This window comes from uncultured Aurantimicrobium sp. (genome assembly GCF_936931525.1).
Taxonomy (GTDB): domain Bacteria; phylum Actinomycetota; class Actinomycetes; order Actinomycetales; family Microbacteriaceae; genus Aurantimicrobium.
Genome location: NZ_CAKZII010000132.1, coordinates 1 through 21,753 on the forward strand (window position 1 = coordinate 1; position 21,753 = coordinate 21,753).

General features: G+C 56.0%; 23 protein-coding genes. 15 read left to right on the forward strand and 8 right to left on the reverse strand.

Going from position 1 to position 21,753, the window contains the following annotated elements; translation table 11 throughout:
* The 8 genes from whiA to Q0362_RS06180 form a co-directional block, all read left to right on the forward strand.
* Nucleotides 1-210, forward strand: a 210-nt coding sequence (whiA, locus tag Q0362_RS06145; RefSeq protein WP_298121303.1) for a DNA-binding protein WhiA, incomplete at its 5' end; no start/stop codon positions are given.
* A gap of 95 nt (nucleotides 211-305) precedes the next feature.
* Complete coding sequence (locus tag Q0362_RS06150; RefSeq protein ID WP_298121306.1) at nucleotides 306-932, forward strand: superoxide dismutase; 627 nt, start codon at nucleotides 306-308, stop codon at nucleotides 930-932.
* Nucleotides 933-1,063: 131 nt separating this feature from the next.
* Nucleotides 1,064-2,071, forward strand: a complete 1,008-nt coding sequence (gene gap / locus Q0362_RS06155; RefSeq protein ID WP_298121309.1) for a type I glyceraldehyde-3-phosphate dehydrogenase — start codon at nucleotides 1,064-1,066, stop codon at nucleotides 2,069-2,071.
* A 15-nt stretch (nucleotides 2,072-2,086) separates the two neighbouring features.
* Nucleotides 2,087-3,298 carry a phosphoglycerate kinase gene (locus tag Q0362_RS06160; protein WP_298121312.1) on the forward strand — a complete coding sequence of 404 codons (1,212 nt, stop codon included), beginning with the start codon at nucleotides 2,087-2,089 and terminating at the stop codon, nucleotides 3,296-3,298.
* The gene (gene tpiA, locus Q0362_RS06165; protein WP_298121315.1) at nucleotides 3,292-4,077 is read left to right on the forward strand and encodes a triose-phosphate isomerase; all 786 of its coding nucleotides are present in this window, start codon (nucleotides 3,292-3,294) and stop codon (nucleotides 4,075-4,077) included. Before Q0362_RS06160 ends, tpiA begins: the two co-directional genes overlap by 7 nt.
* 17 nt (nucleotides 4,078-4,094) lie before the next feature.
* On the forward strand, nucleotides 4,095-4,343 hold the full coding sequence (gene secG / locus Q0362_RS06170) for a preprotein translocase subunit SecG (protein WP_280794800.1): 249 nt from the start codon (nucleotides 4,095-4,097) through the stop codon (nucleotides 4,341-4,343).
* 2 nt (nucleotides 4,344-4,345) lie between these two features.
* Nucleotides 4,346-4,714 carry an RNA polymerase-binding protein RbpA gene (locus Q0362_RS06175; protein WP_110233133.1) on the forward strand — a complete coding sequence of 123 codons (369 nt, stop codon included), beginning with the start codon at nucleotides 4,346-4,348 and terminating at the stop codon, nucleotides 4,712-4,714.
* A gap of 65 nt (nucleotides 4,715-4,779) precedes the next feature.
* Entirely contained in the window at nucleotides 4,780-5,433 is a 654-nt protein-coding gene (locus Q0362_RS06180; RefSeq protein WP_298121319.1) for an HAD-IA family hydrolase, read from the forward strand.
* Here the strand turns inward: Q0362_RS06180 and pgl are convergent, their stop codons facing one another.
* From pgl to tkt, 6 genes are all read right to left on the reverse strand, one after another.
* Entirely contained in the window at nucleotides 5,434-6,171 is a 738-nt protein-coding gene (pgl, locus tag Q0362_RS06185; protein ID WP_298121322.1) for a 6-phosphogluconolactonase, read from the reverse strand.
* On the reverse strand, nucleotides 6,168-7,109 hold the full coding sequence (locus Q0362_RS06190; protein WP_298121325.1) for a glucose-6-phosphate dehydrogenase assembly protein OpcA: 942 nt from the start codon (nucleotides 7,107-7,109) through the stop codon (nucleotides 6,168-6,170). The genes pgl and Q0362_RS06190 overlap by 4 nt, the downstream gene beginning before the upstream one ends.
* A complete protein-coding gene (gene zwf / locus Q0362_RS06195) occupies nucleotides 7,106-8,647 on the reverse strand; it encodes a glucose-6-phosphate dehydrogenase (protein ID WP_298121327.1) in 1,542 nt (513 codons plus the stop codon). Before zwf ends, Q0362_RS06190 begins: the two co-directional genes overlap by 4 nt.
* Before the next feature lie 9 nt (nucleotides 8,648-8,656).
* Complete coding sequence (locus tag Q0362_RS06200; protein WP_298121331.1) at nucleotides 8,657-10,264, reverse strand: glucose-6-phosphate isomerase; 1,608 nt, start codon at nucleotides 10,262-10,264, stop codon at nucleotides 8,657-8,659.
* Complete coding sequence (gene tal / locus Q0362_RS06205; protein ID WP_280794794.1) at nucleotides 10,265-11,371, reverse strand: transaldolase; 1,107 nt, start codon at nucleotides 11,369-11,371, stop codon at nucleotides 10,265-10,267. It abuts the gene before it with no gap.
* Between the two features lie 102 nt (nucleotides 11,372-11,473).
* Entirely contained in the window at nucleotides 11,474-13,567 is a 2,094-nt protein-coding gene (tkt, locus tag Q0362_RS06210) for a transketolase (protein WP_298121336.1), read from the reverse strand.
* A 199-nt stretch (nucleotides 13,568-13,766) separates the two neighbouring features.
* Here tkt and Q0362_RS06215 point away from each other — a divergent pair, with 199 nt between their 5' ends.
* Complete coding sequence (locus Q0362_RS06215; protein WP_298121339.1) at nucleotides 13,767-14,687, forward strand: heme o synthase; 921 nt, start codon at nucleotides 13,767-13,769, stop codon at nucleotides 14,685-14,687.
* A gap of 13 nt (nucleotides 14,688-14,700) precedes the next feature.
* Here Q0362_RS06215 and Q0362_RS06220 read toward each other — a convergent pair whose 3' ends face one another.
* Nucleotides 14,701-15,597 carry a heme A synthase gene (locus Q0362_RS06220; RefSeq protein ID WP_298121343.1) on the reverse strand — a complete coding sequence of 299 codons (897 nt, stop codon included), beginning with the start codon at nucleotides 15,595-15,597 and terminating at the stop codon, nucleotides 14,701-14,703.
* Between the two features lie 210 nt (nucleotides 15,598-15,807).
* On the opposite strand from Q0362_RS06220, the gene sufB reads away from it, so the two are divergent.
* From sufB to Q0362_RS06250, 6 genes are all read left to right on the forward strand, one after another.
* Nucleotides 15,808-17,226: a Fe-S cluster assembly protein SufB gene (sufB, locus tag Q0362_RS06225; protein WP_280794790.1), complete on the forward strand. Its 1,419-nt coding sequence runs from the start codon at nucleotides 15,808-15,810 to the stop codon at nucleotides 17,224-17,226.
* On the forward strand, nucleotides 17,227-18,342 hold the full coding sequence (gene sufD / locus Q0362_RS06230) for a Fe-S cluster assembly protein SufD (RefSeq protein ID WP_298121346.1): 1,116 nt from the start codon (nucleotides 17,227-17,229) through the stop codon (nucleotides 18,340-18,342).
* Nucleotides 18,342-18,668 carry a non-heme iron oxygenase ferredoxin subunit gene (locus Q0362_RS06235; protein WP_277495360.1) on the forward strand — a complete coding sequence of 109 codons (327 nt, stop codon included), beginning with the start codon at nucleotides 18,342-18,344 and terminating at the stop codon, nucleotides 18,666-18,668. Before sufD ends, Q0362_RS06235 begins: the two co-directional genes overlap by 1 nt.
* Before the next feature lie 3 nt (nucleotides 18,669-18,671).
* Nucleotides 18,672-19,427, forward strand: a complete 756-nt coding sequence (sufC, locus tag Q0362_RS06240) for a Fe-S cluster assembly ATPase SufC (protein ID WP_280794787.1) — start codon at nucleotides 18,672-18,674, stop codon at nucleotides 19,425-19,427.
* Between the two features lie 2 nt (nucleotides 19,428-19,429).
* Complete coding sequence (locus Q0362_RS06245) at nucleotides 19,430-19,759, forward strand: metal-sulfur cluster assembly factor (RefSeq protein WP_298121355.1); 330 nt, start codon at nucleotides 19,430-19,432, stop codon at nucleotides 19,757-19,759.
* Between the two features lie 69 nt (nucleotides 19,760-19,828).
* On the forward strand, nucleotides 19,829-20,980 hold the full coding sequence (locus tag Q0362_RS06250) for a cystathionine gamma-synthase (protein WP_298121358.1): 1,152 nt from the start codon (nucleotides 19,829-19,831) through the stop codon (nucleotides 20,978-20,980).
* Between the two features lie 122 nt (nucleotides 20,981-21,102).
* On the opposite strand, the gene Q0362_RS06255 is transcribed toward Q0362_RS06250, so the two are convergent.
* Complete coding sequence (locus tag Q0362_RS06255) at nucleotides 21,103-21,705, reverse strand: biotin transporter BioY (protein ID WP_298121363.1); 603 nt, start codon at nucleotides 21,703-21,705, stop codon at nucleotides 21,103-21,105.
* Between the last annotated feature and the right edge of the window lie 48 nt (nucleotides 21,706-21,753).

Below are 21,753 nucleotides of genomic sequence, written 5' to 3' on the forward strand. Positions count from 1 at the left end.
ATCCCTGAACACCTCAAATACGCAGGGGAACTGCGTTTGAACTTCCGTGATGCCAGCCTGGATGAGCTCGGACACCACGCTGATCCTCCGATGACTAAGGATGCCGTCGCTGGCCGTATTCGCCGTTTGCTGGCCATGGCTGACAAACGGGCGCAGGACCTGGGTGTTCCGGGCACTGAATCAGCTGTCCCTGACGATATTGACGCCTAACTCCCAGAAAAACCACCCGATTTCGGCAATAAACTTGAAGCCGAGACGGTTACACACAGTAAGACCCAACCGCACGTTCTAAGGAGAACACCTAAGTGGCAAACTACACACTGCCCGAGCTGGATTACGACTACGCAGCTCTCGCACCACACATCAGCGCAACCATCATGGAGCTCCACCACAGCAAGCACCACAAGGCATACGTTGACGGCGCAAACACTGCGCTCGAGAAGCTTGCCGAAGCACGTGAGAAGAACGACTTCGCCAACATCAACAAGCTCCAGAAGGACCTTGCATTCCACCTTGGTGGTCACACCAACCACTCCATCTTCTGGAAGAACTTAACCCCAGGTTCTGAAGAGCGCCCCACCGGCGAACTTGCAGCAGCAATCGATGAGTTCTTCGGATCTTTCGATGCTTTCAAGGCACAGTTCAACGCTGTCGCACTAGGTCTGCAGGGCTCCGGCTGGGCATTCCTGGCATGGGATGCACTCGGCAAGAACCTCATCATTGAGCAGCTCTATGACCAGCAGGGCAACATTGCAGCAGGAACCATTCCTCTGCTCATGCTCGACATGTGGGAGCACGCCTTCTACCTGGACTACAAGAACGTGAAGGGTGACTACGTCACCGCATTCTGGAACATCATCAACTGGGCTGATGTTTCGGCGCGTTTCGACGCTGCACGCAAGGGCGCATCCAGCGTCCTGCTATTCTCTTAGTAGTTGACAACGGGTGTCTCGAATCTTTTCGGGGCACCCGTTCCTACTGGTTTTTCAGAAATAAGTAACACCCTCCCTCCACCATCCCCACCATTGGAGCATTTCGCTCCCTAACATCACTTGGAGACGAAGTGACTGTCAAAGTTGGAATCAACGGTTTCGGCCGTATCGGACGTAACTACTTCCGTGCTGCACTCGCACAGGGCGCAGACATTGAAATTGTTGCCGTCAACGACCTCAGCGACACCAAGGTGCTCGCACACCTGCTGAAGTATGACTCGGTAACTGGTCGTCTGGATGCAGACGTATCGCACGATGACGAGAACATCATCGTCAACGGCAAGAAGATCAAGGTGCTCGCAGAGCGCGACCCCGCTGACCTCGGCTGGGGCAAGCTCGGTGTTGACGTCGTTATCGAGTCCACCGGTCGCTTCACTGACAGCGCTTCTGCTGGCAAGCACATCGCTGCTGGCGCCAAGAAGGTTCTGATCTCTGCTCCTCCTACCGGCAACGACATCCCCACCTTCGTCATGGGCGTCAACAACGAGAAGTACAACGCGGCTACTGACCACGTCATCTCGAACGCGTCGTGCACCACCAACTGCCTCGCACCTCTCGTGCAGGTATTTGACAAGGAATTCGGCATCATCACCGGTCTGATGACCACTGTTCACGCATACACTGCTGACCAGAACCTTCAGGATGGTCCTCACTCTGACCTGCGCCGTGCACGTGCTGCAGCAATCAACATTGTTCCTTCCTCCACTGGTGCAGCAAAGACCATCGGTAAGGTTCTGCCTGAGCTCAACGGCAAGCTCGACGGTTTCGCACTGCGCGTACCCGTACCAACTGGTTCGATCACTGACCTCACCATCCAGGTGGAGAAGCCAGTTACCGAGGAGCAGGTCAAGGCTGCATTCAAGGCTGCTGCAGAGGGTCACCTCAAGGGCATCCTCAAGTACACCGAAGACGAGATCGTTTCTAGCGACATCGTGACCGACCCACACTCGTCGATCTTCGACGCTGGTCTGCTGCGTGTTCTGGGCAACCAGGTCAAGATCTCCAGCTGGTACGACAACGAGTGGGGTTACTCCAACCGTCTCGTCGACCTGACTGAGTACGTCGGCGAACAGCTCTAAAGAAAGAAAGTCAATATGGCACTTCGCACCCTTTCCTCACTCGGTTCGCTTGCTGGCAAGCGTGTTTTGGTCCGTTGTGACCTCAACGTCCCGCTCAAGGATGGTGTGATTACCGACGACGGACGTATCCGTGCGTCGCTGCCAACGTTGAACGCTCTGCTCGATCAGGGCGCCCGTGTTGTGGTGATGAGCCACCTCGGGCGTCCTGACGGAGCACCCGAGGCTAAGTACAGCCTCGAACCCGCAGCAACTCGCCTCGGTGAATTGCTCGGCAAGCCCGTTGCTTTCGCTACCGACACCGTCGGTGACTCGGCAACGGCCACGGTTTCTGCTCTGGCTGATGGCCAGATTGCTGTTCTCGAGAACCTGCGTTTCAACCCAGGGGAGACCGCCAAGGACGAAGCAGAGCGTGGCGCTTTTGCTGCTCAGCTCGCCGAGCTCGGTGACGTTCTCGTCTCCGACGGTTTCGGCGTTGTTCACCGCAAGCAGGCTTCTGTCTACGACCTGGCCAAGCTGGTTCCCAGCGCAGCAGGTCTGCTCATCGAGACTGAACTCGATGTTCTCGATCGCCTCACCGAAAAGCCCGAGCGCCCCTACACGGTTGTTCTCGGTGGCTCTAAGGTTTCCGACAAGCTCGGTGTGATTTCCCACCTGCTTCCTCGCGTGGACACCATCCTGGTTGGCGGTGGCATGGTCTTCACCTTCCTCGCTGCTCAGGGCTACAAAGTCGGTGCCAGCCTGCTTGAGGTTGACCAGCTCGACACCGTTCGCGGTTACATCGCAGATGCCGAAGCTCGTGGCGTGAAGATCATTCTTCCCACCGACATCGTGATGGCCAGTAAGTTTGGCGCTGATGCAGAGCACGTCATTGCTCCTGCAGACGCCCTGGAAGACACTGCTTTTGGTGCAACCGGGATGGGCCTCGACATTGGACCCGACACCGGCAAAGCATTCGCTGAGCAGATCAAGGCATCCAAGACAGTGTTCTGGAATGGCCCTGCAGGTGTGTTTGAAATTCCCGCCTTCGCCGAAGGCACCCGCGCAATTGCTCAGGCACTGACTGAAGTCGACGGCCTCAGCGTTGTTGGTGGCGGCGACTCAGCTGCTGCTGTGCGCATTCTTGGTTTCGCAGATGACCAGTTCGGTCACATTTCAACCGGTGGTGGAGCTAGCCTCGAATTCCTCGAGGGCAAGCGTCTACCTGGCCTGGAGGTCCTCGGATGGTAAACACTCGTACCCCGCTCATCGCGGGTAACTGGAAGATGAACCTGGATCACCTCCAGGCAATCGCCTTCGTGCAGAAGCTGGCGTGGACCCTCAAAGACGCCAACCACAAGTACACCGACGTTGAAGTTTCGGTCTTCCCACCCTTCACCGACATTCGTTCGGTGCAGAACCTGGTTGAAGCAGACAAGCTCGAACTCGCTTACGGTGCACAGGACATTTCCATGCACGACTCAGGTGCCTACACCGGTGAAATTCCTGGTGGCTTCCTTAAGGCACTGGGTTGCTCTTATGTGATCATTGGTCACTCAGAGCGTCGCCAGTATCACGGTGAGAACGACGAGATCGTGGGCAACAAGGTCAAGGCTGCACTCAAGCACGGTGTCGTTCCTGTTCTGTGCGTAGGAGAAACCGAAGCAGAGCTCGAAGAGTTTGGTCCTTCTGCTGTTCCTGTGGCTCAGCTGAAGAAGTCTCTCGAGGGCGTCTCTCAGGATGCAGACATCGTGATCGCTTACGAACCTGTCTGGGCTATTGGCACCGGCAAGGTTGCTACCGAAGAGCAGGCAGAAGCTGTCTGTGCTGCAATTCGCGTGGCACTGGGAGAAGTTCTGGGTGACGCTGCCGCGCAGCGCACTCGCATTCTTTACGGCGGTTCGGTCAAGGCCAACAACATCGCTGGTTTCATGCGTCAGCCCAACATCGACGGTGCTCTCGTCGGTGGTGCCAGCCTTGACGTTGCTGAGTTCTCGAGCATTGCTCGTTTCCAGAAGCACGTTATCTAGTCGGGTAGACTGTAGCTATGGAAATTCTTCAGATTGTTCTGCAGGTGCTGCTCGGCATCACGAGCCTGCTCCTCACCCTGCTGATCCTCCTTCACAAGGGTCGCGGTGGCGGCGTCTCCGATATGTTCGGTGGCGGCATGAGCTCGACTCTGGGATCCTCTGGTGTGGCTGAGCGTAACCTCAACCGCATCACCATCATTTTGGGCCTGATCTGGATTACTTGCATCATCCTGCTGGGCCTCATTACTAAGTTCCAAGGAGCATAACTATGGCATCCGGCGGAAGTGCAATCCGTGGCTCGCGCGTTGGCGCGGGACCCATGGGAGAACAAGATCACGGTATTCACGCAGAACGTATTGCTATCTCTTACTGGGATGCTCTCGGTAACGAGACAGTACGTTACTTCGCAGCTAACCTGCCTGAGGAAGAAATTCCTGAGATCATCGACTGCCCACAGTCCGGTCTTCCCGCAGGTCGCGACAAGGCAAACCCACCTGAGCTAGCCAAGCTTGAGCCTTACAAGACTCACCTTGCCTATGTGAAGGAACGTCGCACCGAAGAAGAGGCTGAGCAGATTCTCGAAGATGCTCTTCACCAGCTCCGCGTTCGCCGCGGAACGGTCAAGCCCACCAAGTAACTTTCATATAGCCCCTGAGAAATCAGGGGCTATATTTTTCTTTCCCCACGCCTCGAAGGAGTTTCATGACTGATCTTGTCATTCCAGTATCTGGTCTGCTCTTCGACAATGACGGTGTCCTCGTGGACAGTCACGGTGCTGCGGTTGAGGCTTGGGATGCGTGGTCAAAGAAGTTTGCACCGGATTTTGACTGGAGCGATCGCTCGAATGCAGGGATCCGCGCAGAGGACATGGTCCGAAGGCATGTCTCGGATGACATCTATGACGAAGCTGTTGCCTATATCCACCAGCTTGAGCAGGACTCTTCCAGCCTGACCAAGCCACTGCCTGGTGCTGTTGAGCTCCTCACCTCACTCGCTCCCGGAATGTGGACTGTCTGCACCTCCGCCAACCCTCGCCTCGGTGCTGCACGACTCTGTGCAGCTGGTTTGCCCGTTCCTGCCGAGTTGGTGTCTTCTGAAGACGTGGAGCTTGGTAAGCCTCACCCGGATCCCTATCTGCGCGGAGCGCAGAACCTAGGGTTAGCGCCAGGGGAGTGCATTGTCTTTGAAGATGCGGCTGCTGGTATTCAGGCAGGTGTTGCTGCAGGTGTGGCACAGGTCATTGGTGTGACCAAAGTTGCGCTGGATACTGACGTAAACGTCGTTGTGAAAAGCCTCGAGGGTGTGAGCTATCGCGACGGTGCTCTCCACATTCCTGCTTCGAGCAGGCTGCGCTAGCTAGTCTTCGTCAATGAGGCGAGCTGCTGCTGCCTCGTCGGTGAAGAACACGGTCTCTTCAATGCCCTCAACGGCGCTCACAGGCGCTTCTGAGGCACTTTCAGAGGTGAATGCGGCATAGATCGCATCTGCCTTGTCTTCGCCAGAGGCGACGATCCAGACGTTCTTGGAGTTATTGAGTGCTGGAAGAGTCAGACTGATGCGTTCTGCCGGTGGCTTGGGGGAGTTGCGCACGGCAATCACAGCACGGTCATCGACTTCGATGCCTTCCAAACCAGGGAACAAGCTGGCGATGTGCGCATCGGGACCCACACCTAAGAACGTGATGTCGAACTCAGGAAGTTCTGGCCAGTACTTGGCCAGTTCATCGTCATAGGCGTCTACTGCCTCATCGAGCGTCATTCCTGCATCAGAGGCAGGCATGCGGTGAACGTTCTCAGCTGGAATGGGCAGACGGTGGATGAGAGCTGCTGTTGCCTGACCTTCATTACGGTCAGCGTGACCAGCAGGAACGAAACGTTCGTCGCCCCACCACAGGTGAATGCGTGACCAATCCAGCTTGTTACTGGGGTCAATGTTCTCCAAAAGTGCGATTCCGACTGTTCCACCGGTCAAAACAACGTGAACAGCGGGCTGTTCAACAAGAAGTTCTTTGACGGCTTCCTCGAAGATCTCATCAATGTTGTCGATGAGCTCTTGCTTGTCTGCATACGCCTCAAGCGTGGTTTCATCGCTCACTTGGCAGTCACAATGATCTGGGGCAAACCTTCGGTCACAACGCGGCCATAGACCTCATCGGGGTCAAGGCGACGCAGTTCCTCAGACAAGCAGTCACGAAGGCTTCGACGAGGCATTGCAATCTCATGGGTGGGCTGGCTGGGCTGCTTCAGACGTGCAACGGAAGGCTCAATACGAGTCAGCTCGATATCACCCGAAGGGCGAACTAAGCGAACACCGTGAATACCGCCCCAGCTGAGGCCAGTGTGGGTGAGATCGCACGAGACGGGAACACCGAGTTGCAGTTGCAGCCACGCGGCCAGCATCTTCGCCGAAGGGAAGTCGGGGGTAGAAGTCACGTGAGCTTCAGTGATGGGTTCATAAGGTGGCTGGTCCAACACAGCAGCGAGTTGTGTGCGCCAGAGAGTCAACCTTGTCCAGGCGAAGTCAGCATCGCCAGGGGCATATGTTTTGGAAAGGTCTCCAAGAGCTTCGATGGGATCTGCTTGCGCAGCCGCATCGGTGATGCGGCACTGCGCAATCTTGCCCAGTGGAGACTCAGAAACCTTTTCAGGTGCTGCGCCAGGCCACCATGCCACGACTGGGGTGTCGGGAAGAAGTAAACCTGTTACCAAGCCCTGTTCATCAGAGCCAACTTGACCATAGGCGCGCAGGACAATTACTTCACTGGCTCCTGCGTCACCACCGACGCGAACTTCCGCGTCGAGACGGTTGGAAATGGAGTGTTCAGGTTCAATCACCGAGAGAACAATGACGCGCATGGGGTGCTCGCGAGATGCTTCATTTGCCGCGGCAATCGCCTCTTCTTCTTCACCAATGGTGGTGGAGATGAGAAGGGTGAGAACACGACCAAGCGCAACAGCGCCACCTTCTTCGCGGAGGTTGACCAGTTCCTTGGCAACCTTGGCGGTGGTGGTGTCAGGGAGTTCGAGGATCATGGACGTCTCCAAACGCGGCCGTCACGGGCCATGAGGGCATCGGCAGAGGCAGGACCCCAGGTTCCTGGAGCATATTGCTCAGGCTGTCCTTGGGTCTCCCAGAATTCTTCGATGGGGTCGAGGATCTTCCAGCTCAGTTCCACCTCTTCGTGGCGGGGGAACAGGGGAGGATCGCCGAGCAAAACGTCCAAGATGAGACGTTCATATGCTTCGGGGCTGGCTTCGGTGAAGGCGTGGCCGTAACCGAAGTCCATGGTCACATCGCGCACCTGCATACCGGCACCAGGGACCTTTGAGCCGAAACGGATAGTTACACCCTCATCGGGCTGAACACGGATCACGAGTGCGTTCTGACCTAGGGCAGAAGTTTGGTGGTCTGCGAACAAGTACTGAGGTGCTCGCTTGAACACCACGGCAATCTCGGTCACGCGGCGTCCCAGACGCTTGCCGGCACGGAGATAGAAGGGAACTCCAGCCCAACGGCGGGTTCCGATGTCGAGGCGCATGGCTGCATAGGTTTCGGTCACGGACTGAGGGTTCATGCCCTCTTCGTCCAAGAAGCCGACAACTTCTTCGCCGCCTTGCCAGCCACTGGCATATTGTCCGCGGGCTGTTGCTTCGGCCAGATTTTCTGGCAAACGCACTGCAGCAAGAACCTTTTCCTTCTCTGCACGCAGATCTTGCGCATCGAAGGAAATGGGTTCTTCCATTGCGGTCAATGCCAGAAGTTGAAGGAGGTGGTTCTGAATCACGTCGCGAGCAGCACCAATGCCGTCGTAGTAGCCAGCACGGCCACCCACACCAATGTCTTCAGCCATGGTGATCTGAACATGGTCGACATGCTCTGCGTTCCAGAGAGGTTCAAAAAGCTGGTTTGCAAAGCGCAAAGCCAGGATGTTCTGAACGGTCTCTTTGCCGAGATAGTGGTCAATGCGGAAGATTGAGTCTGCTGGGAACACAGATTCGACGACCTTGTTGAGTTCACGAGCAGTCTTGAGGTCACTACCAAATGGCTTCTCAATGACTACGCGGCGCCACTGGCCTTCGACTTCATCCGCGAGACCAGCACGCTTGAGCTGAGATACAACCTCAGGGAAGGAGCGGGGAGGAACGGAGAGATAGAACGCATGGTTGCCCATGGTTCCACGCTTCTCGTCCAGCTCGGCAATGGTCTTCTTCAGGCGATCAAAGGCCTTGTCATCGTTGAATTCACCCTGAACAAAGCGAATACCCTTAGCCAGCTGGTCCCAGACTTCCTCGCGGAACTCAGTGCGGGCATACTGCTTGACCGAGTCATGCACAATCTGAGCGAAGTCTTCGTCTTCCCAGTCGCGGCGGGCAAAGCCCACCAGTGCGAAGCCGGGAGGAAGAAGACCACGGTTTGCGAGGTCATAAACCGCAGGCATGAGCTTCTTACGTGCCAAGTCACCGGTCACACCGAACAGCACCAGACCACAGGGGCCTGCGATGCGGTTCAGTCGACGGTCTTCGGCAACGCGGAGAGGGTTGTTCTCCGGAGTGATGTCAACAGGTGACATGAAGGTCCTTTAGTTGAAGGCTGCGAACAGGTGTTCGAGTTCAGTGTTGGGGTTAGTCAAAGTGAGGGTCAGAACGGGACGACCGTGGTCGGCCAGAACGTTGGCATCACCAGCAGCCTGGGCAGCAATGAGCTGACCGAAGCTGAAGGGGCGCTCAGGGATGACTACGTCACCGTCTGGTGCCTGAAGAATCTGGATGAAGACACCCACTGCTGGGCCGCCCTTGTGGAACTGGCCGGTGGAGTGCAGGAAGCGAGGTCCCCAACCGAAGGTCACGGGGCGACCAGCACGAGCTGCGACGAGGTCGCGAACACCGTGAAGCTGAGGGTAGTTTGCACGGTCCACGTAAGCCTGAACGGAGACGTAACCATCTGCAGGGAGCTGTTCGAGCACGGCAGTGATCGCTTCCCGAACTGTCTTGGCATCGCCGATGCTTCCGTGAGCGCGAACTTCGATGCCCTTTTCGACAAAGAGTGGTTCGGTGGGAGCTGGACGGTTATCCAGAAGTGCACGAGCAGCAATCTTGGCCGATTCCACATCGGGCTGGTCGAAGGGGTTGATTCCCAGCAAACGGCCTGCAACAGCAGTTGCATACTCAAACACCATGAACATGGCGCCTAAAGTTCCCGAGACAAGGATTTCACCTTCGTGCTTGTCGCGGTTGAGCAGGTGGAATTCGTGAGCGTCATCGACCAGGCGCAGAACCTGAACATCTGCATAACCTGCAGAAAGCTCAGGGGAGACGACGTCGAGAACAACAGGAAGGATTCCTGTTCCTTCCTTACCGGTGGATTCAGCAATGAGCTGTTCAGCCCAGTCGGGGAAACCAACAAGGTGAGTGCCATCGGTGACGAGTGCCAGCTTGTTTTTCAGGGGCGAGGTGCCCGCAATTGCTGCACCAAGAATCAGACCGGGGTTCTCAGGCTGGTCAACAGCGAGATCCAGGGAGATTGCTTCGGCTTCATTGAGAAGCTCAGCAATGTCCACACCAGCAAGACCAGATGGAACCAGACCAAAAGCAGTCAGGGCCGAGAAGCGACCGCCCACGTTGGGGTCTGCGTTGAAGACGCGGTAACCAGCTTCACGAGCGGACTTGTCCAAGGGAGAACCTGGGTCGGTCACGATGATGATGCGCTCGAGAGGGTCGATACCTACTGCCGCGAAAGCTGCTTCGTAGATGCGCTTTTGGCTGTCAGTCTCGACGGTGCCACCGGACTTGCTGGAAATCACCACGGCAGTGGTGTGCAGGCGGTCGGTGATTGCTGCCTTAATCTGGCCAGGCTCGGTGGAGTCCAGAACAGTAAGATCAGCCTGCATGGTTGCAGTGATGACTTCAGGAGCCAGTGAGGAGCCACCCATGCCACCTAAGACAATGTGGTTGATGCCCTGGGCACGCAGTTCATCGCGCAGAGCCTCAATCTCTGCCACGAGGGGACGAGAGATGGACACAGACTCTGTCCAGCCCAGTCGGATAGCCGATTCTGCCTCGGCAGCCTTGCCCCAGAGTGCGGGGTCCTGAGCAGTGATGCTGGAAGCTACGAGGTCAGCAACGAGCTGAGGAACGTGCTTCTCAACAGCTGCTTCTGCAGCTCCAGATACTTTGATGCGGAATGACATTTATGCTCCAGCCAAAGCGGTGTTGACGGTCTCGAGGAGTTCGCCCCACGAGATGATGAACTTGGAAACACCCTCAGACTCGAGGACGTTGGTGACGTCCTGGAAGTCGACTCCGACAGCTGCAAGTGCTGCAAAGACAGCCTTGGAGTCTGCGTAGTTGGGGGTGATGGTGTCACCGGTGACCACACCGTGGTCGAAGGTGGCATCCAGAGTCTTTTCAGGCATGGTGTTCACGATGCCTGCAGCAACCAGTTCGGTCACGTAGAGAGTGTCGGGGAGGGCAGGGTCCTTGACTCCGGTGGATGCCCAGAGGGGACGCTGCACGTTGGCACCGTTGGCCAGCAGTGCTGCTGCGCGCTCAGTGTCAAACATGTCCTCGAAGAGTTCATAAGCCAGGCGAGCGTTAGCAAGACCAGCCTTGGACTTCAAAGCCAGAGCTTCAGGTGTGCCAATGGCGTTGAGTCGGTTGTCTACCTCGGAGTCCACGCGAGAAACGAAGAATGAACCAACTGAGTGGATCTGCGAAAGGTCGTGGCCGTTAGCCTGCGCCTTTTCGAGTCCTGCAAGGTAGGCGTTGATGACTGCTTCGTAGCGCTCGAGGGAGAAGATCAGGGTCACGTTGACCGAGATGCCCGCACCAATAACTTCGGTGATGGCGTCCAGGCCAGCAAGGGTTGCGGGGATCTTTATCAGAGCGTTGGGCTTGTTGACCTTTGCCCACAGACGCTTTGCTTCTTCCACGGTGCCAGGAGCATCGTGAGCAAGTGTGGGGGAGACCTCGATAGAAACGCGGCCGTCAACACCCTGGGTTGCGTCGTAAACACCACGGAAGATGTCGCAGGCATCTGCAACGTCATCGGTTGTGATGTCGAAGACTGCTGCCTCTGCATCTGCACCCGCAGCTGCGAGCTTCTTGACCTGTGCTGCATAGCTCTCACCGTTGGTGAGGGCGCCAGCGAAGATGGTGGGGTTGGTCGTGACGCCCACTACGTTCTTCTGAGCAATGAGTGCCTGAAGGTTGCCAGAGGTGATGCGCTCACGGGAAAGGTCATCGAGCCAAATGCTGACGCCGGCTGCGGACAGTTGTGCGGTGGGGGTGTTCGACATGAACGTTGATTCTCCAGTTAGTAAGGGGAGCGGATCTGGTTGTGGTGTGTGTGAAGTTGTAACTCGGGGCCAGAGAAGTTGTTTCTGACCCTGAGTGAAGTGTTACTGAGCTGCGATTGATTCCTTCGCAGCAGCGACAGCGGCATCGGTGGTGATGCCGAACTTGGTGAACAGGGTCTTGTAATCAGCTGATGCACCGAAGTGTTCGATCGAGACGCTGCGACCGGCAGTACCGACAATCTTGTCCCAGGTCAATGACAGGCCTGCCTCAATGGAGACGCGAGCCTTCACTGCTGCTGGAAGAACGCTCTCTTGGTATGCCGCAGGCTGCTCGTAGAACCACTCGAGGCAAGGAACTGACACCACGCGGGCGTGGATGCCTTCGCTTGCAAGCTGTTCGCGAGCGGCAACAGCAAGCTGAACTTCAGAACCGGTGGCGATGAAGATGACGTCAGGCTTGCCGTTGGCTGCGTCCACGAGTGTGTAGGCACCCTTGGCGGTCTCACGGGCGTGAGCAAAGGTGTCGCCGGAAGCAGCACCTTCTCCGCGAGTGAAAACTGGAATGTTCTGACGAGTCAGTGCAATACCAGCTGGTCCGTTGCGGCGCTCGAGGATGGTCTTCCAGGCGTAGGCAACTTCGTTGGCGTCTGCGGGGCGAACCACATCCAGCTCAGGAATAGCGCGCAAGGTGGCGAGCTGCTCAATGGGCTGGTGAGTGGGGCCGTCTTCACCGAGAGCCACAGAGTCGTGGGTCCAGACGAAGATCGAAGGCACCTTCATGAGGGCTGCCAGGCGCACAGCAGGGCGCATGTAGTCGCTGAAGATGAGGAAGGTTCCACCGTATGCGCGGGTCTTGCCGTGCAAGGCAATACCGTTCAAGATGGCGCCCATGGCGTGCTCGCGGATACCGAAGTGGAGAACGCGACCGTAGTTGTCACCAGTCCACTCGTGGGTTGACCACTGTGCAGGAACGAAGGACTTAGAGCCTTCTAGCGTGGTGTTGTTGGACTCAGCGAGGTCAGCAGAACCACCCCAGAGCTCGGGGATAACTGCACCCAGAGCGTTGAGCACCTTGCCGGATGCTGCACGGGTGGACACTTCAGTGCCGCCTTCGAAGACGGGAAGTGCTGCCTCGACGCCGTCTGGAAGCTGGCCAGCTTCGAGGCGGTCGAGAAGCTTCTTGTTCTCAGGGTTAGCTGCAGCCCAAGCGTCGAAGCTCTTCTGCCATTCGGCGCGCTCAGCAGCACCCTTGGTCACTGCCTTGCGGGTGTGCTCGATAACCTCGTCGGCAACCTGGAAGCTCTGCTCGGGATCGAAGCCAAGAACTTCCTTGAGACCCTTGAGTTCATCTGCCCCGAGAGCAGAACCGTGAATCTTTCCGGTGTTCTGCTTCTTAGGCGAAGGCCAACCAATGATGGTCTTGAGGATGATGAGTGAAGGCTTGTCAGTAACAGCCTTGGCTGCCTCGATAGCGTCGTTGAGAGCGGCTACGTCCTCAACGTAGACACCGGTCTTCTTCCAGTCCACAGTCTGGACATGCCAGTCATAGGACTCGTAACGCTTGGCGACATCCTCGGTGAAGGCAATGGTGGTGTCATCTTCGATCGAGATCTGGTTCGAGTCGTAGATCGCGATGAGGTTACCCAGCTGCTGGTGGCCAGCAAGCGAGGAAGCTTCAGCGGTGACACCCTCTTGAAGGTCACCGTCACCGGCAATGACATAGACGAAGTGATCGAAAGGGCTCTTACCTGCGGCTGCGTTGGGGTCAAACAGACCGCGCTCGAAGCGAGAGGCGTAAGCAAAACCAACGGCAGATGCCAGACCCTGACCCAGGGGGCCAGTGGTGATTTCCACACCCTTGGTGTGGCCGTATTCGGGGTGGCCAGGGGTCAGTGAGCCCCAGGTGCGCAATGCCTTGAGGTCATCGAGCTCGAGGCCATAACCATTCAAGTAGAGCTGAACGTACTGAGTGAGCGAGGAGTGGCCCACAGAAAGAATGAAGCGGTCGCGGCCAATCCACTGGTCATCCAGAGGGTCGCGGCGCATGACCTTGTTCCACAGTAAGTAGGCGGCAGGAGCGAGGCTCATCGCGGTTCCGGGGTGGCCGTTACCCACCTTCTCGACTGCGTCTGCGGCGAGAACACGCGCGGTGTCAACTGCCTTGTTGTCTAGTTCGGACCAGTCGAGCTGCGCCATGTTTGTATCGGCCTTCCGTATTACCGCGGGGGAGGTGAGGGAGAAATTACGATGACTGGAAATTACAGCCATGCACGCCGAATAACGGCTCCTCTAAGTATAGGCGTGCGCAGGCTTACGCTGGCGGGGAACGTGCCATATGTCGAACCTTTACCTCCCGTAGACTTGAGGCTCTCGCGCACTCATCACTTGAGGACTTATGAACGCTTCCGAATCTGGCACCACAGCGGTGTCCAAGGTCGGTTTTAAGCGCAAAGTTGCGGCGTATGTTTCGCTGACTAAGCCTCGCGTGATGGAACTGCTTCTCGCAGTGACCATTCCGACCATGTTTTTGGCTCAGGAGGGCATTCCCAACCTGTGGCTGGTTCTCGTCGTTCTCCTCGGCGGCATGATGAGCGCCGGTTCTGCCGGAACCTTCAACTGCTACATCGACCGCGATATCGATCGTGTGATGAACCGCACCAAGGGCCGCCCTCTCGTCACAGGTGAAATCTCTGACCGTGAAGCGATCGTTTTCGCCTGGGCATTAGCAATCATCTCCACAGTGTGGTTCTTGCTCTTTACGAATGTGTTGGCTGCTTCACTCTCCGTCTCAGCTATTGCCTTCTACGTCATCATTTACAGCCTGGTACTCAAGCGCCGCACCCCACAGAACATTGTCTGGGGCGGTGCTGCCGGTGGTTTCCCCGTGCTCATAGGCTGGGCTGCAGTCACCGGTTCGCTGACCTGGACTCCTGTCGTTCTGTTCCTCATCATCTTCTTGTGGACGCCACCGCACTACTGGCCTCTGTCCTGGCGTTACCGCGAGGACTACAAGAACGCCAACGTTCCCATGCTCACCGTGGTGCGTGGACGTGTCACCGTGGGGCTTCAGATTGTTCTTTATGCCTGGGCAACCTTTGCAGCAACCTTGCTCCTCGTGCCCATCGGTCACATGGGTTGGGTGTACACAGCTATTGCGACCGTGTCAGGTATTTGGTTCTTGGCAGAAAGCCACATGCTTTACTCACGAGCGCTGCGCGATGAAGATCCCAAGCCCATGCGCTTGTTCCACTTCTCCAATGGCTACTTATCGCTGATATTCCTTGCGGTAGCCATTGATGCTCTGCTGCCTTTCTAGCTGAGCAGAACTGCTAGCTGACTGGCTTCCGCAGGTTCAGCAGCACATTTGTCACTGCAATGGTGACCAAGCATGCCAGGAGCATGTGCAGCCCCACCAGGAGCTCAGGCAGTCCCATGCGTGATTGAGCAATACCCACCATGATTTGTGCTGCGTTGACGGCCAAGAGCGCGATCACAGCAATGCGAAGAGCCGCCGATTTATGGCGGATGGCAAGAAACAGTGTGACCGCAGCTAGTCCCACGGCGATATATGCGGGGTAGGAGTGGATGTGTTGCAGCAGTTCGCTGTTGAGGCCATTACGGGGAGCCTCAGCATCACCTGCGTGTGGTCCAGACCCAGTAGTGAGCACGCCTACACAAATGGTGATGAATTGGAACGATGCCATCATCCACGCAAATGTGATGGTGACCCCGGAGACAGCGCAGGTCCAGGGGCCATTGCCGTTGTATGCGTTGAAGACCAGGACAGTCGACAGCACAACCATGGCGATCGAGACGATGAAGTGCAGGCCGACAACATAGGGGTTCAGCTGAGTAAGTACAGAGATACCTCCGATGACAGCCTGGGTAGGGATACCTAAGCCGATCAGCAGAGTCAGCCAGAACAAGTCACGACGTTGTTTACGCATGCGCAGAATGAGGGCAAACGTCACAATCGCGACAATGACCAGCAGGAAGGTCAGGAGGCGGTTACCAAATTCGATAATGCCGTGAATACCCATCTCGGGGGTGTTCACCAAGGAGTCTTCGGTGCAGGTGGGCCAGGTGGGGCAGCCTAAGCCACTGGCGGTAAGGCGTACAGCGCCACCTGTGACGACAATCAACGTCTGAACAACCAGCGTTACCCACGCTGCGATACGGACCTTACGGTCAACCGTGGTGGGGAACCAGTCGATAAGTGTTCTCACGATGGGAATAATCCTTTGGTGAATAGTTGTTGTTCGCTCAGGAAGAACTTATTTACCCTGTCTTTACTAATGAAGTAAGGCTAGGCTAAGTAAGTTCAATGTGATCGTGCGTAAGCCGATATCTCGAGGGCGAGAACATGCGAGATTGCCGCGGTTTTCGCGACAGTTCGTGCGTTCTCTTCTCAGTCTAGATTCGTAAGGAAGAGTGCCATGTCAGACATCCTGATTGACCGGCCCGAACTTGAGGGCATTGGTCAGTATGAATTCGGTTGGCACGATAAAGATGCGGCTGGAGCAAGCGCTCGCCGAGGCATCAGTGCTGAAGTCGTTTCGGACATCTCTGGGCTGAAGTCTGAGCCCGAGTGGATGCTCAAGATGCGCTTGAAGGCGTATGAAATCTTTGGCCGTAAGCCCATGCCTAACTGGGGTGCAGATCTCTCCGGTATTCACTTCGACAACATCAAGTACTTTGTCCGTTCAACGGAACGTCAAGCCCAAACTTGGGAAGACCTCCCCGATGAAATCAAGGACACCTACGAAAAGCTGGGTATTCCTGAGGCAGAACGTCAGCGACTCGTTGCGGGTGTGGCAGCACAGTACGAATCTGAAGTGGTTTACCACCAGATCAACGAAGAGCTTGAGCGCCAAGGTGTCATCTTCATGGACACCGACACTGCTCTGAAAGAGCACCCCGAATTCTTCGAAGAATACTTCGGCACCGTCATCCCTTCGGGAGACAACAAGTTCGCTGCACTCAATACTGCGGTGTGGTCGGGCGGATCCTTCGTCTACGTGCCCCCCGGTGTACACGTCGAGATTCCTCTCCAGGCCTACTTCCGTATCAACACGGAAAACATGGGTCAGTTCGAGCGCACCCTCATCATTGCTGACGAGGGAAGCTACGTGCACTACATCGAAGGATGTACAGCACCGATCTACAAGAGCGACTCTCTGCACTCTGCTGTGGTGGAAATTATTGTGAAGAAGAACGCCCGCGTTCGCTACACCACCATCCAGAACTGGTCCAACAACGTCTACAACCTGGTCACCAAGCGTGCGATTGCGCACGAGGGCGCAACCATGGAGTGGATTGATGGAAACCTCGGTTCCAAGGTCACCATGAAGTACCCCTCGGTCTACTTGGTCGGTGAAGGTGCAAAGGGTGAGACTCTCTCCATTGCTTTCGCAGGTCCCGGACAGCACCAAGACGCTGGCGCCAAGATGATTCACATGGCTCCTAACACGCAGAGCTCAATCGTCTCTAAGTCGATTGCTCGTGGTGGTGGCCGTGCCGGTTACCGCGGTGAAATCCGTATCGATGCCAATGCCCACAACTCTGCGAACACCGTTCGTTGTGATGCGCTTTTGGTGGACACTCAGTCTCGTTCTGATACCTACCCTGCTATCGACATTCGTGTCGATGACGTTCAACTCGGCCACGAGGCAACTGTCTCCAAGGTCAGTGAAGACCAGCTCTTCTATCTGATGAGCCGCGGTATGGCAGAAGACGAAGCAATGGCCATGATTGTTCGTGGATTCATTGAGCCCATCTCTCGTGAACTTCCCATGGAATATGCACTCGAGCTCAACAAGCTGATTGAAATCGGCATGGAAGGATCCGTGGGCTAAGTGACTGTTCCCGTACAAGTTCGTTCTGCGCGCCCGAAATCGACTAATCCAGCCGATTTTGACGCGGTTACCGGTCGTGAACTCGACTGGAAGTTCACCCCTGTAGCGAAGCTGCAGGAACTCATCGCTGGTGACCTCGATGGCTCGCGATTTGACTACACCGCTTCAGAAACAGCTGGAGTATCTCTGTCATGGATTCCGGTTACTGACCCACGTGTCGGTTCCGCTGGGCTGCCTGAAGACAAGGCATCTGCCAACGCATGGGCAGCTGCTACCGAAGTACTTCTGGTTTCCGTCATGTCTGAAGATGTCTCCGAGATCACGATTACTCGTGATGCACTCGGCACCACTCACCGTGCCGCCCACATTGTGATTGAAGCAGCTCCGTTCTCCAAGGGAACTGTCGTTCTTCAGAACAACGGAGATGCTCGCCTGGTTGAGAACGTCGAGATTCTCGTCGGTGCTGAGGCAGAGCTCAACGTCATTTCTGTCCAGGAATGGAACGATGACGCACTGCACTTGGCTAGCCACTTCTCGCGTGTGGGCCGCAATGCCTCGCTTCAGCACAGCGTTGTCTCGCTGACCGGTGAAGTCATTCGTGTGAACCCATCCACTGTTCTTGCTGAAGATGGTTCATCGGTCAACATGCTCGGTGTCTACTTTGCAGATGCCCACCAGCACATCGAACAGCAGGTCTACGTCAACCACGATGCACCCCAGTCCAAGAGCCGTGTTACCTACAAGGGTGCACTGCAGGGCAAGGGTGCTCGCACTGTCTGGATCGGTGACGTTCTCATCGGTAACAAGGCAACTGGCACCGACTCCTATGAGCAGAACCGTAACCTCATGCTCACCGAGGGCACACGTGCTGATTCAATTCCTAACCTTGAAATCGAGACCGGTGATATCGCTGGCGCTGGCCACGCGTCAGCAACCGGTCGTTTCGATGACGAGCAGCTTTTCTATCTCCAGGCCCGCGGCATCAGTGAAGAAGAAGCACGTCGCCTTGTTGTTCGTGGATTCTTGAATGAAGTTGTTCAGCAACTGGGCGTACCTGCTCTTGCTGAACGCATTGAGGCCTCCCTCAACGCCGAACTTGAAGCTGGAGTGAAGTAATGGCTGCAGAAAAGGTATGTGCTGCAAGTGAGCTCGTGCTCAACCAGGCCAAGAAGGTTGTTGTGGGCGGCATTCCCGTCGCACTCGTGCTTGACGCTGCTGGAGATATCCACGCCATTGGTGACACTTGCACTCATGGAGATATTTCCCTCTCTGAAGGGTTCGTCGAAGACGACACCCTCGAATGCTGGGCTCACGGCTCCAAGTTTGAACTCACCACCGGCAAGCCACTGACGTTGCCTGCCTACGAACCCGTACCCGTTTTTGTCGTCGAGGTTATCGACGGCGAGATTTTCATTGACCCCACCGTCACGAAAGAGATCTAAGCCATGTCAACTCTGAAGATCACCGACCTGCACGTCAGCGTCGAGACCGACCAGGGCACCAAGCAGATTCTGCGCGGCGTCAACCTAGAGATCAACTCGGGTGAAACCCACGCCATCATGGGCCCCAACGGTTCAGGCAAGTCGACCCTGGCTTACACAATCGCAGGACACCCCAAGTACACCGTGGACAGCGGCTCCATCACTCTTGATGGCGTGGACGTACTCGAGATGAGCGTGGACGAACGTGCCAAGGCTGGCCTGTTCTTGGCCATGCAGTACCCCGTCGAGATCCCTGGTGTGACAGTCACCAACTTCCTCCGCACCGCCAAGACCGCTATCGATGGCGAAGCACCTTCTCTGCGTAACTGGATCAAGGATGTTCGCGAATCAATGGCGAACCTCAAGATGGACTCCAGCTTTGCTGAGCGAAACGTCAACGAAGGCTTCTCGGGTGGTGAGAAGAAGCGTCACGAGATTCTTCAGCTCGAACTGCTCAAGCCCAAGTTCGCTGTTCTGGATGAGACTGACTCTGGTTTGGACGTAGACGCCCTCAAGATCGTTTCTGAAGGCGTGAACCGTGCCAAGGAGAACTCAGACATGGGTGTGCTCCTCATCACTCACTACACGCGCATTCTTCGTTACATCAAGCCTGAGTTCGTTCACGTATTCGTCAACGGCAAGGTTGCCGAAGAAGGCGGCCCCGAGCTCGCTGATCGCCTCGAGTCTGAGGGTTACGACCGTTACCTCGAGATTGCCTAACAATGTCCTCTGAGCTCTCTGACGACCGCTACAACGAGTGCATTGATGCACTCAAAGAGGTTATGGACCCTGAACTAGGTATCAACATTGTTGACCTGGGGCTCATCTATGACCTCAAGTGGGATGACGAGAATGATGCACTGATCATTCACATGACTCTGACCAGTGCAGGTTGCCCTCTCACCGATGTGATTGAAGAGCAGACCGCTGAAGCACTGGATAAGGTCGTTGATGCCTTCCGCATCAACTGGGTCTGGATGCCACCATGGGGTCCTGAGAAGATCACCGACGACGGCCGCGAAATGATGCGCGCCCTCGGATTCTCAATCTAGGAACTGTTCGTCGTAACAATTCTGGAAAGAAATTTTTAACAACTTCTTTCTCTCCTTTAGCCTGAGAACATGCCTCAGGGATTCAATACGCGTTCAATTCACGCAGGACAAACCTCAGACCCCACCACGGGTGCTGTTGTCCCGCCCATCTACCTCTCTTCAACATTTGAGCAAGAGGTGGCAGGAACACCCCTGAATGGTTTCGAATACTCGCGTTGCGACAACCCGACACGTACAGCACTGCAAGAGAACCTCACCTCTCTCGAAGGTGGATTGCTGTCTTATTCTTTCGCCAGTGGCATGGCTGCAGAAGATGCATTCTTCCGTGCTGTTTTGAAGCCCGGTGATCACATTGTTCTCGGAAACGATGCGTATGGTGGCTCCTACCGCGCTATTGAACAGGTCTATGGTCCATGGGGTGTAACGAACTCGTGCATCGACTTCACTGATCTCACCTCTGTCGAGGAGATCATCAAGACCACCAAGCCTCGAGTGGTTCGAATTGAGACCCCCACCAACCCCATGATGACCATCGTGGACATTGAAGGCGTTTCTAAGATTGCCCACAAGCATGGGGCATTAGTTCTCGTGGACAACACCTTTGCCACTCCAGCACTTCAGCGCCCTTTTGAGCTCGGTGCTGACGTTGTTTTGCACTCCACCACCAAATACCTCGGTGGCCACAGTGACGTGGTCGGCGGAGCGCTAGTACTCAAGGATGCCGCTCTCGCCGAGAAGGTAGCCCAAATACAGAACTGGCTGGGTGCGATTTCCTCACCATTCGATGCGTATCTGACCTTGCGTGGCATCAAGACACTCGGTGTCCGTATGGAACGTCACTCCAGCAATGCGATGGCTCTCGCTGAGCGTTTTGAAAACCACAAAGCTGTGGAACGTGTGCTCTACCCAGGGCTTGAATCGCACCCTGGTCACGACGTGGCTAAGCGTCAGATGTCGCTCTTTGGAGGAATGATGTCTATCCAGCTTGCTGGGGGAGAGAAGGCAGCAACTGCGCTGACTACCCGCACCAATTTGTTCATTCTTGCTCCTTCATTGGGTGGGGTTGAATCCCTCATTGAACACCCAGGACTCATGACTCACCACTCTGTCGAAGGCACGGCCCTTGAGGTGCCTTCGAACTTGGTGCGCATCAGTGTGGGCATCGAGGATATTGATGACCTCATCGAAGACCTTGCGCAAGCACTGGATTCTCTGCTGTAATCAGTACTCGCGAATACGCGAAGACCTACAGGTTGATCTGTTCGTCGCACCCCTGCGACATTTCACCTGTATAAAGCGAAAGCCCCTGACGAATGTCAGGGGCTTTCGTGATGTTCAGGGTGTTACTTGGTGCGGCTGGTGAGCTTCCACACGAGAGGAAGCAGTCCGCCAGCTGCCAGAGCCTTAATCAGGTCGCCTGGGATGAAGGGGTAGAGACCAGCCTGGAGAGTTGCGCTGAGGTCGTTGGGGTAACCCAGCTGACCAAGGGCAACAGAAAGCCAGGGGAGACCTACTGCGTAGATGACGGCAGTACCGGCAAGGAAAGCACCGATGGTGCCCAGAACCTTACGGTCCCACTGCTTCTGTGCGAGCCAGCCCACGAGAGCTGCTGCCAGGACGAAGCCGATCATGTAACCACCGGTGGGGCCAGCAAGCTTGGCCAGACCAGCGCCGCCTTCAGCAAAGACAGGAAGACCTGCAACACCGAGGCCTACATAAAGAAGCATGGAGAGTGCGCCACGGAGAGAACCGAGGGTTGCACCGACGAACAGCACCGCGAAGGTCTGTCCCGTAATGGGCACAGGCCACATAGGGATAACCAGCTGAGCTGCACCTGCGGTCAGAACTGCACCAGCAGCAATGAGGGCAACATCGGTAGCGAGTGTGCGTGAACCGATGCGGTCAGCGAGCACGGGACGTGAAGCAGCAAGAGTGATGTTCGACATAGAAATATACTAAAGGAAGTAATGAGCCTTATGGCTTAGCCAAGATGT

Bases quoted from the DNA above. Each gene is read 5' to 3' on its own strand.
- tkt (WP_298121336.1), bottom strand. From the start codon at position 13,567: ATGGCGCAGCTCGACTGGTCCGAACTAGACAACAAGGCAGTTGACACC.
- zwf (WP_298121327.1), bottom strand. From the start codon at position 8,647: ATGTCACCTGTTGACATCACTCCGGAGAACAACCCTCTCCGCGTTGCC.
- Q0362_RS06175 (WP_110233133.1), top strand. From the start codon at position 4,346: ATGGCATCCGGCGGAAGTGCAATCCGTGGCTCGCGCGTTGGCGCGGGA.
- Q0362_RS06215 (WP_298121339.1), top strand. From the start codon at position 13,767: ATGAACGCTTCCGAATCTGGCACCACAGCGGTGTCCAAGGTCGGTTTT.
- sufB (WP_280794790.1), top strand. From the start codon at position 15,808: ATGTCAGACATCCTGATTGACCGGCCCGAACTTGAGGGCATTGGTCAG.
- Q0362_RS06245 (WP_298121355.1), top strand. From the start codon at position 19,430: ATGTCCTCTGAGCTCTCTGACGACCGCTACAACGAGTGCATTGATGCA.
- Q0362_RS06180 (WP_298121319.1), top strand. From the start codon at position 4,780: ATGACTGATCTTGTCATTCCAGTATCTGGTCTGCTCTTCGACAATGAC.
- sufC (WP_280794787.1), top strand. From the start codon at position 18,672: ATGTCAACTCTGAAGATCACCGACCTGCACGTCAGCGTCGAGACCGAC.
- Q0362_RS06200 (WP_298121331.1), bottom strand. From the start codon at position 10,264: ATGTCATTCCGCATCAAAGTATCTGGAGCTGCAGAAGCAGCTGTTGAG.
- secG (WP_280794800.1), top strand. From the start codon at position 4,095: ATGGAAATTCTTCAGATTGTTCTGCAGGTGCTGCTCGGCATCACGAGC.
- tal (WP_280794794.1), bottom strand. From the start codon at position 11,371: ATGTCGAACACCCCCACCGCACAACTGTCCGCAGCCGGCGTCAGCATT.
- tpiA (WP_298121315.1), top strand. From the start codon at position 3,292: ATGGTAAACACTCGTACCCCGCTCATCGCGGGTAACTGGAAGATGAAC.
- Q0362_RS06255 (WP_298121363.1), bottom strand. From the start codon at position 21,705: ATGTCGAACATCACTCTTGCTGCTTCACGTCCCGTGCTCGCTGACCGC.
- Q0362_RS06250 (WP_298121358.1), top strand. From the start codon at position 19,829: ATGCCTCAGGGATTCAATACGCGTTCAATTCACGCAGGACAAACCTCA.
- Q0362_RS06190 (WP_298121325.1), bottom strand. From the start codon at position 7,109: ATGATCCTCGAACTCCCTGACACCACCACCGCCAAGGTTGCCAAGGAA.
- Q0362_RS06160 (WP_298121312.1), top strand. From the start codon at position 2,087: ATGGCACTTCGCACCCTTTCCTCACTCGGTTCGCTTGCTGGCAAGCGT.
- Q0362_RS06235 (WP_277495360.1), top strand. From the start codon at position 18,342: ATGGCTGCAGAAAAGGTATGTGCTGCAAGTGAGCTCGTGCTCAACCAG.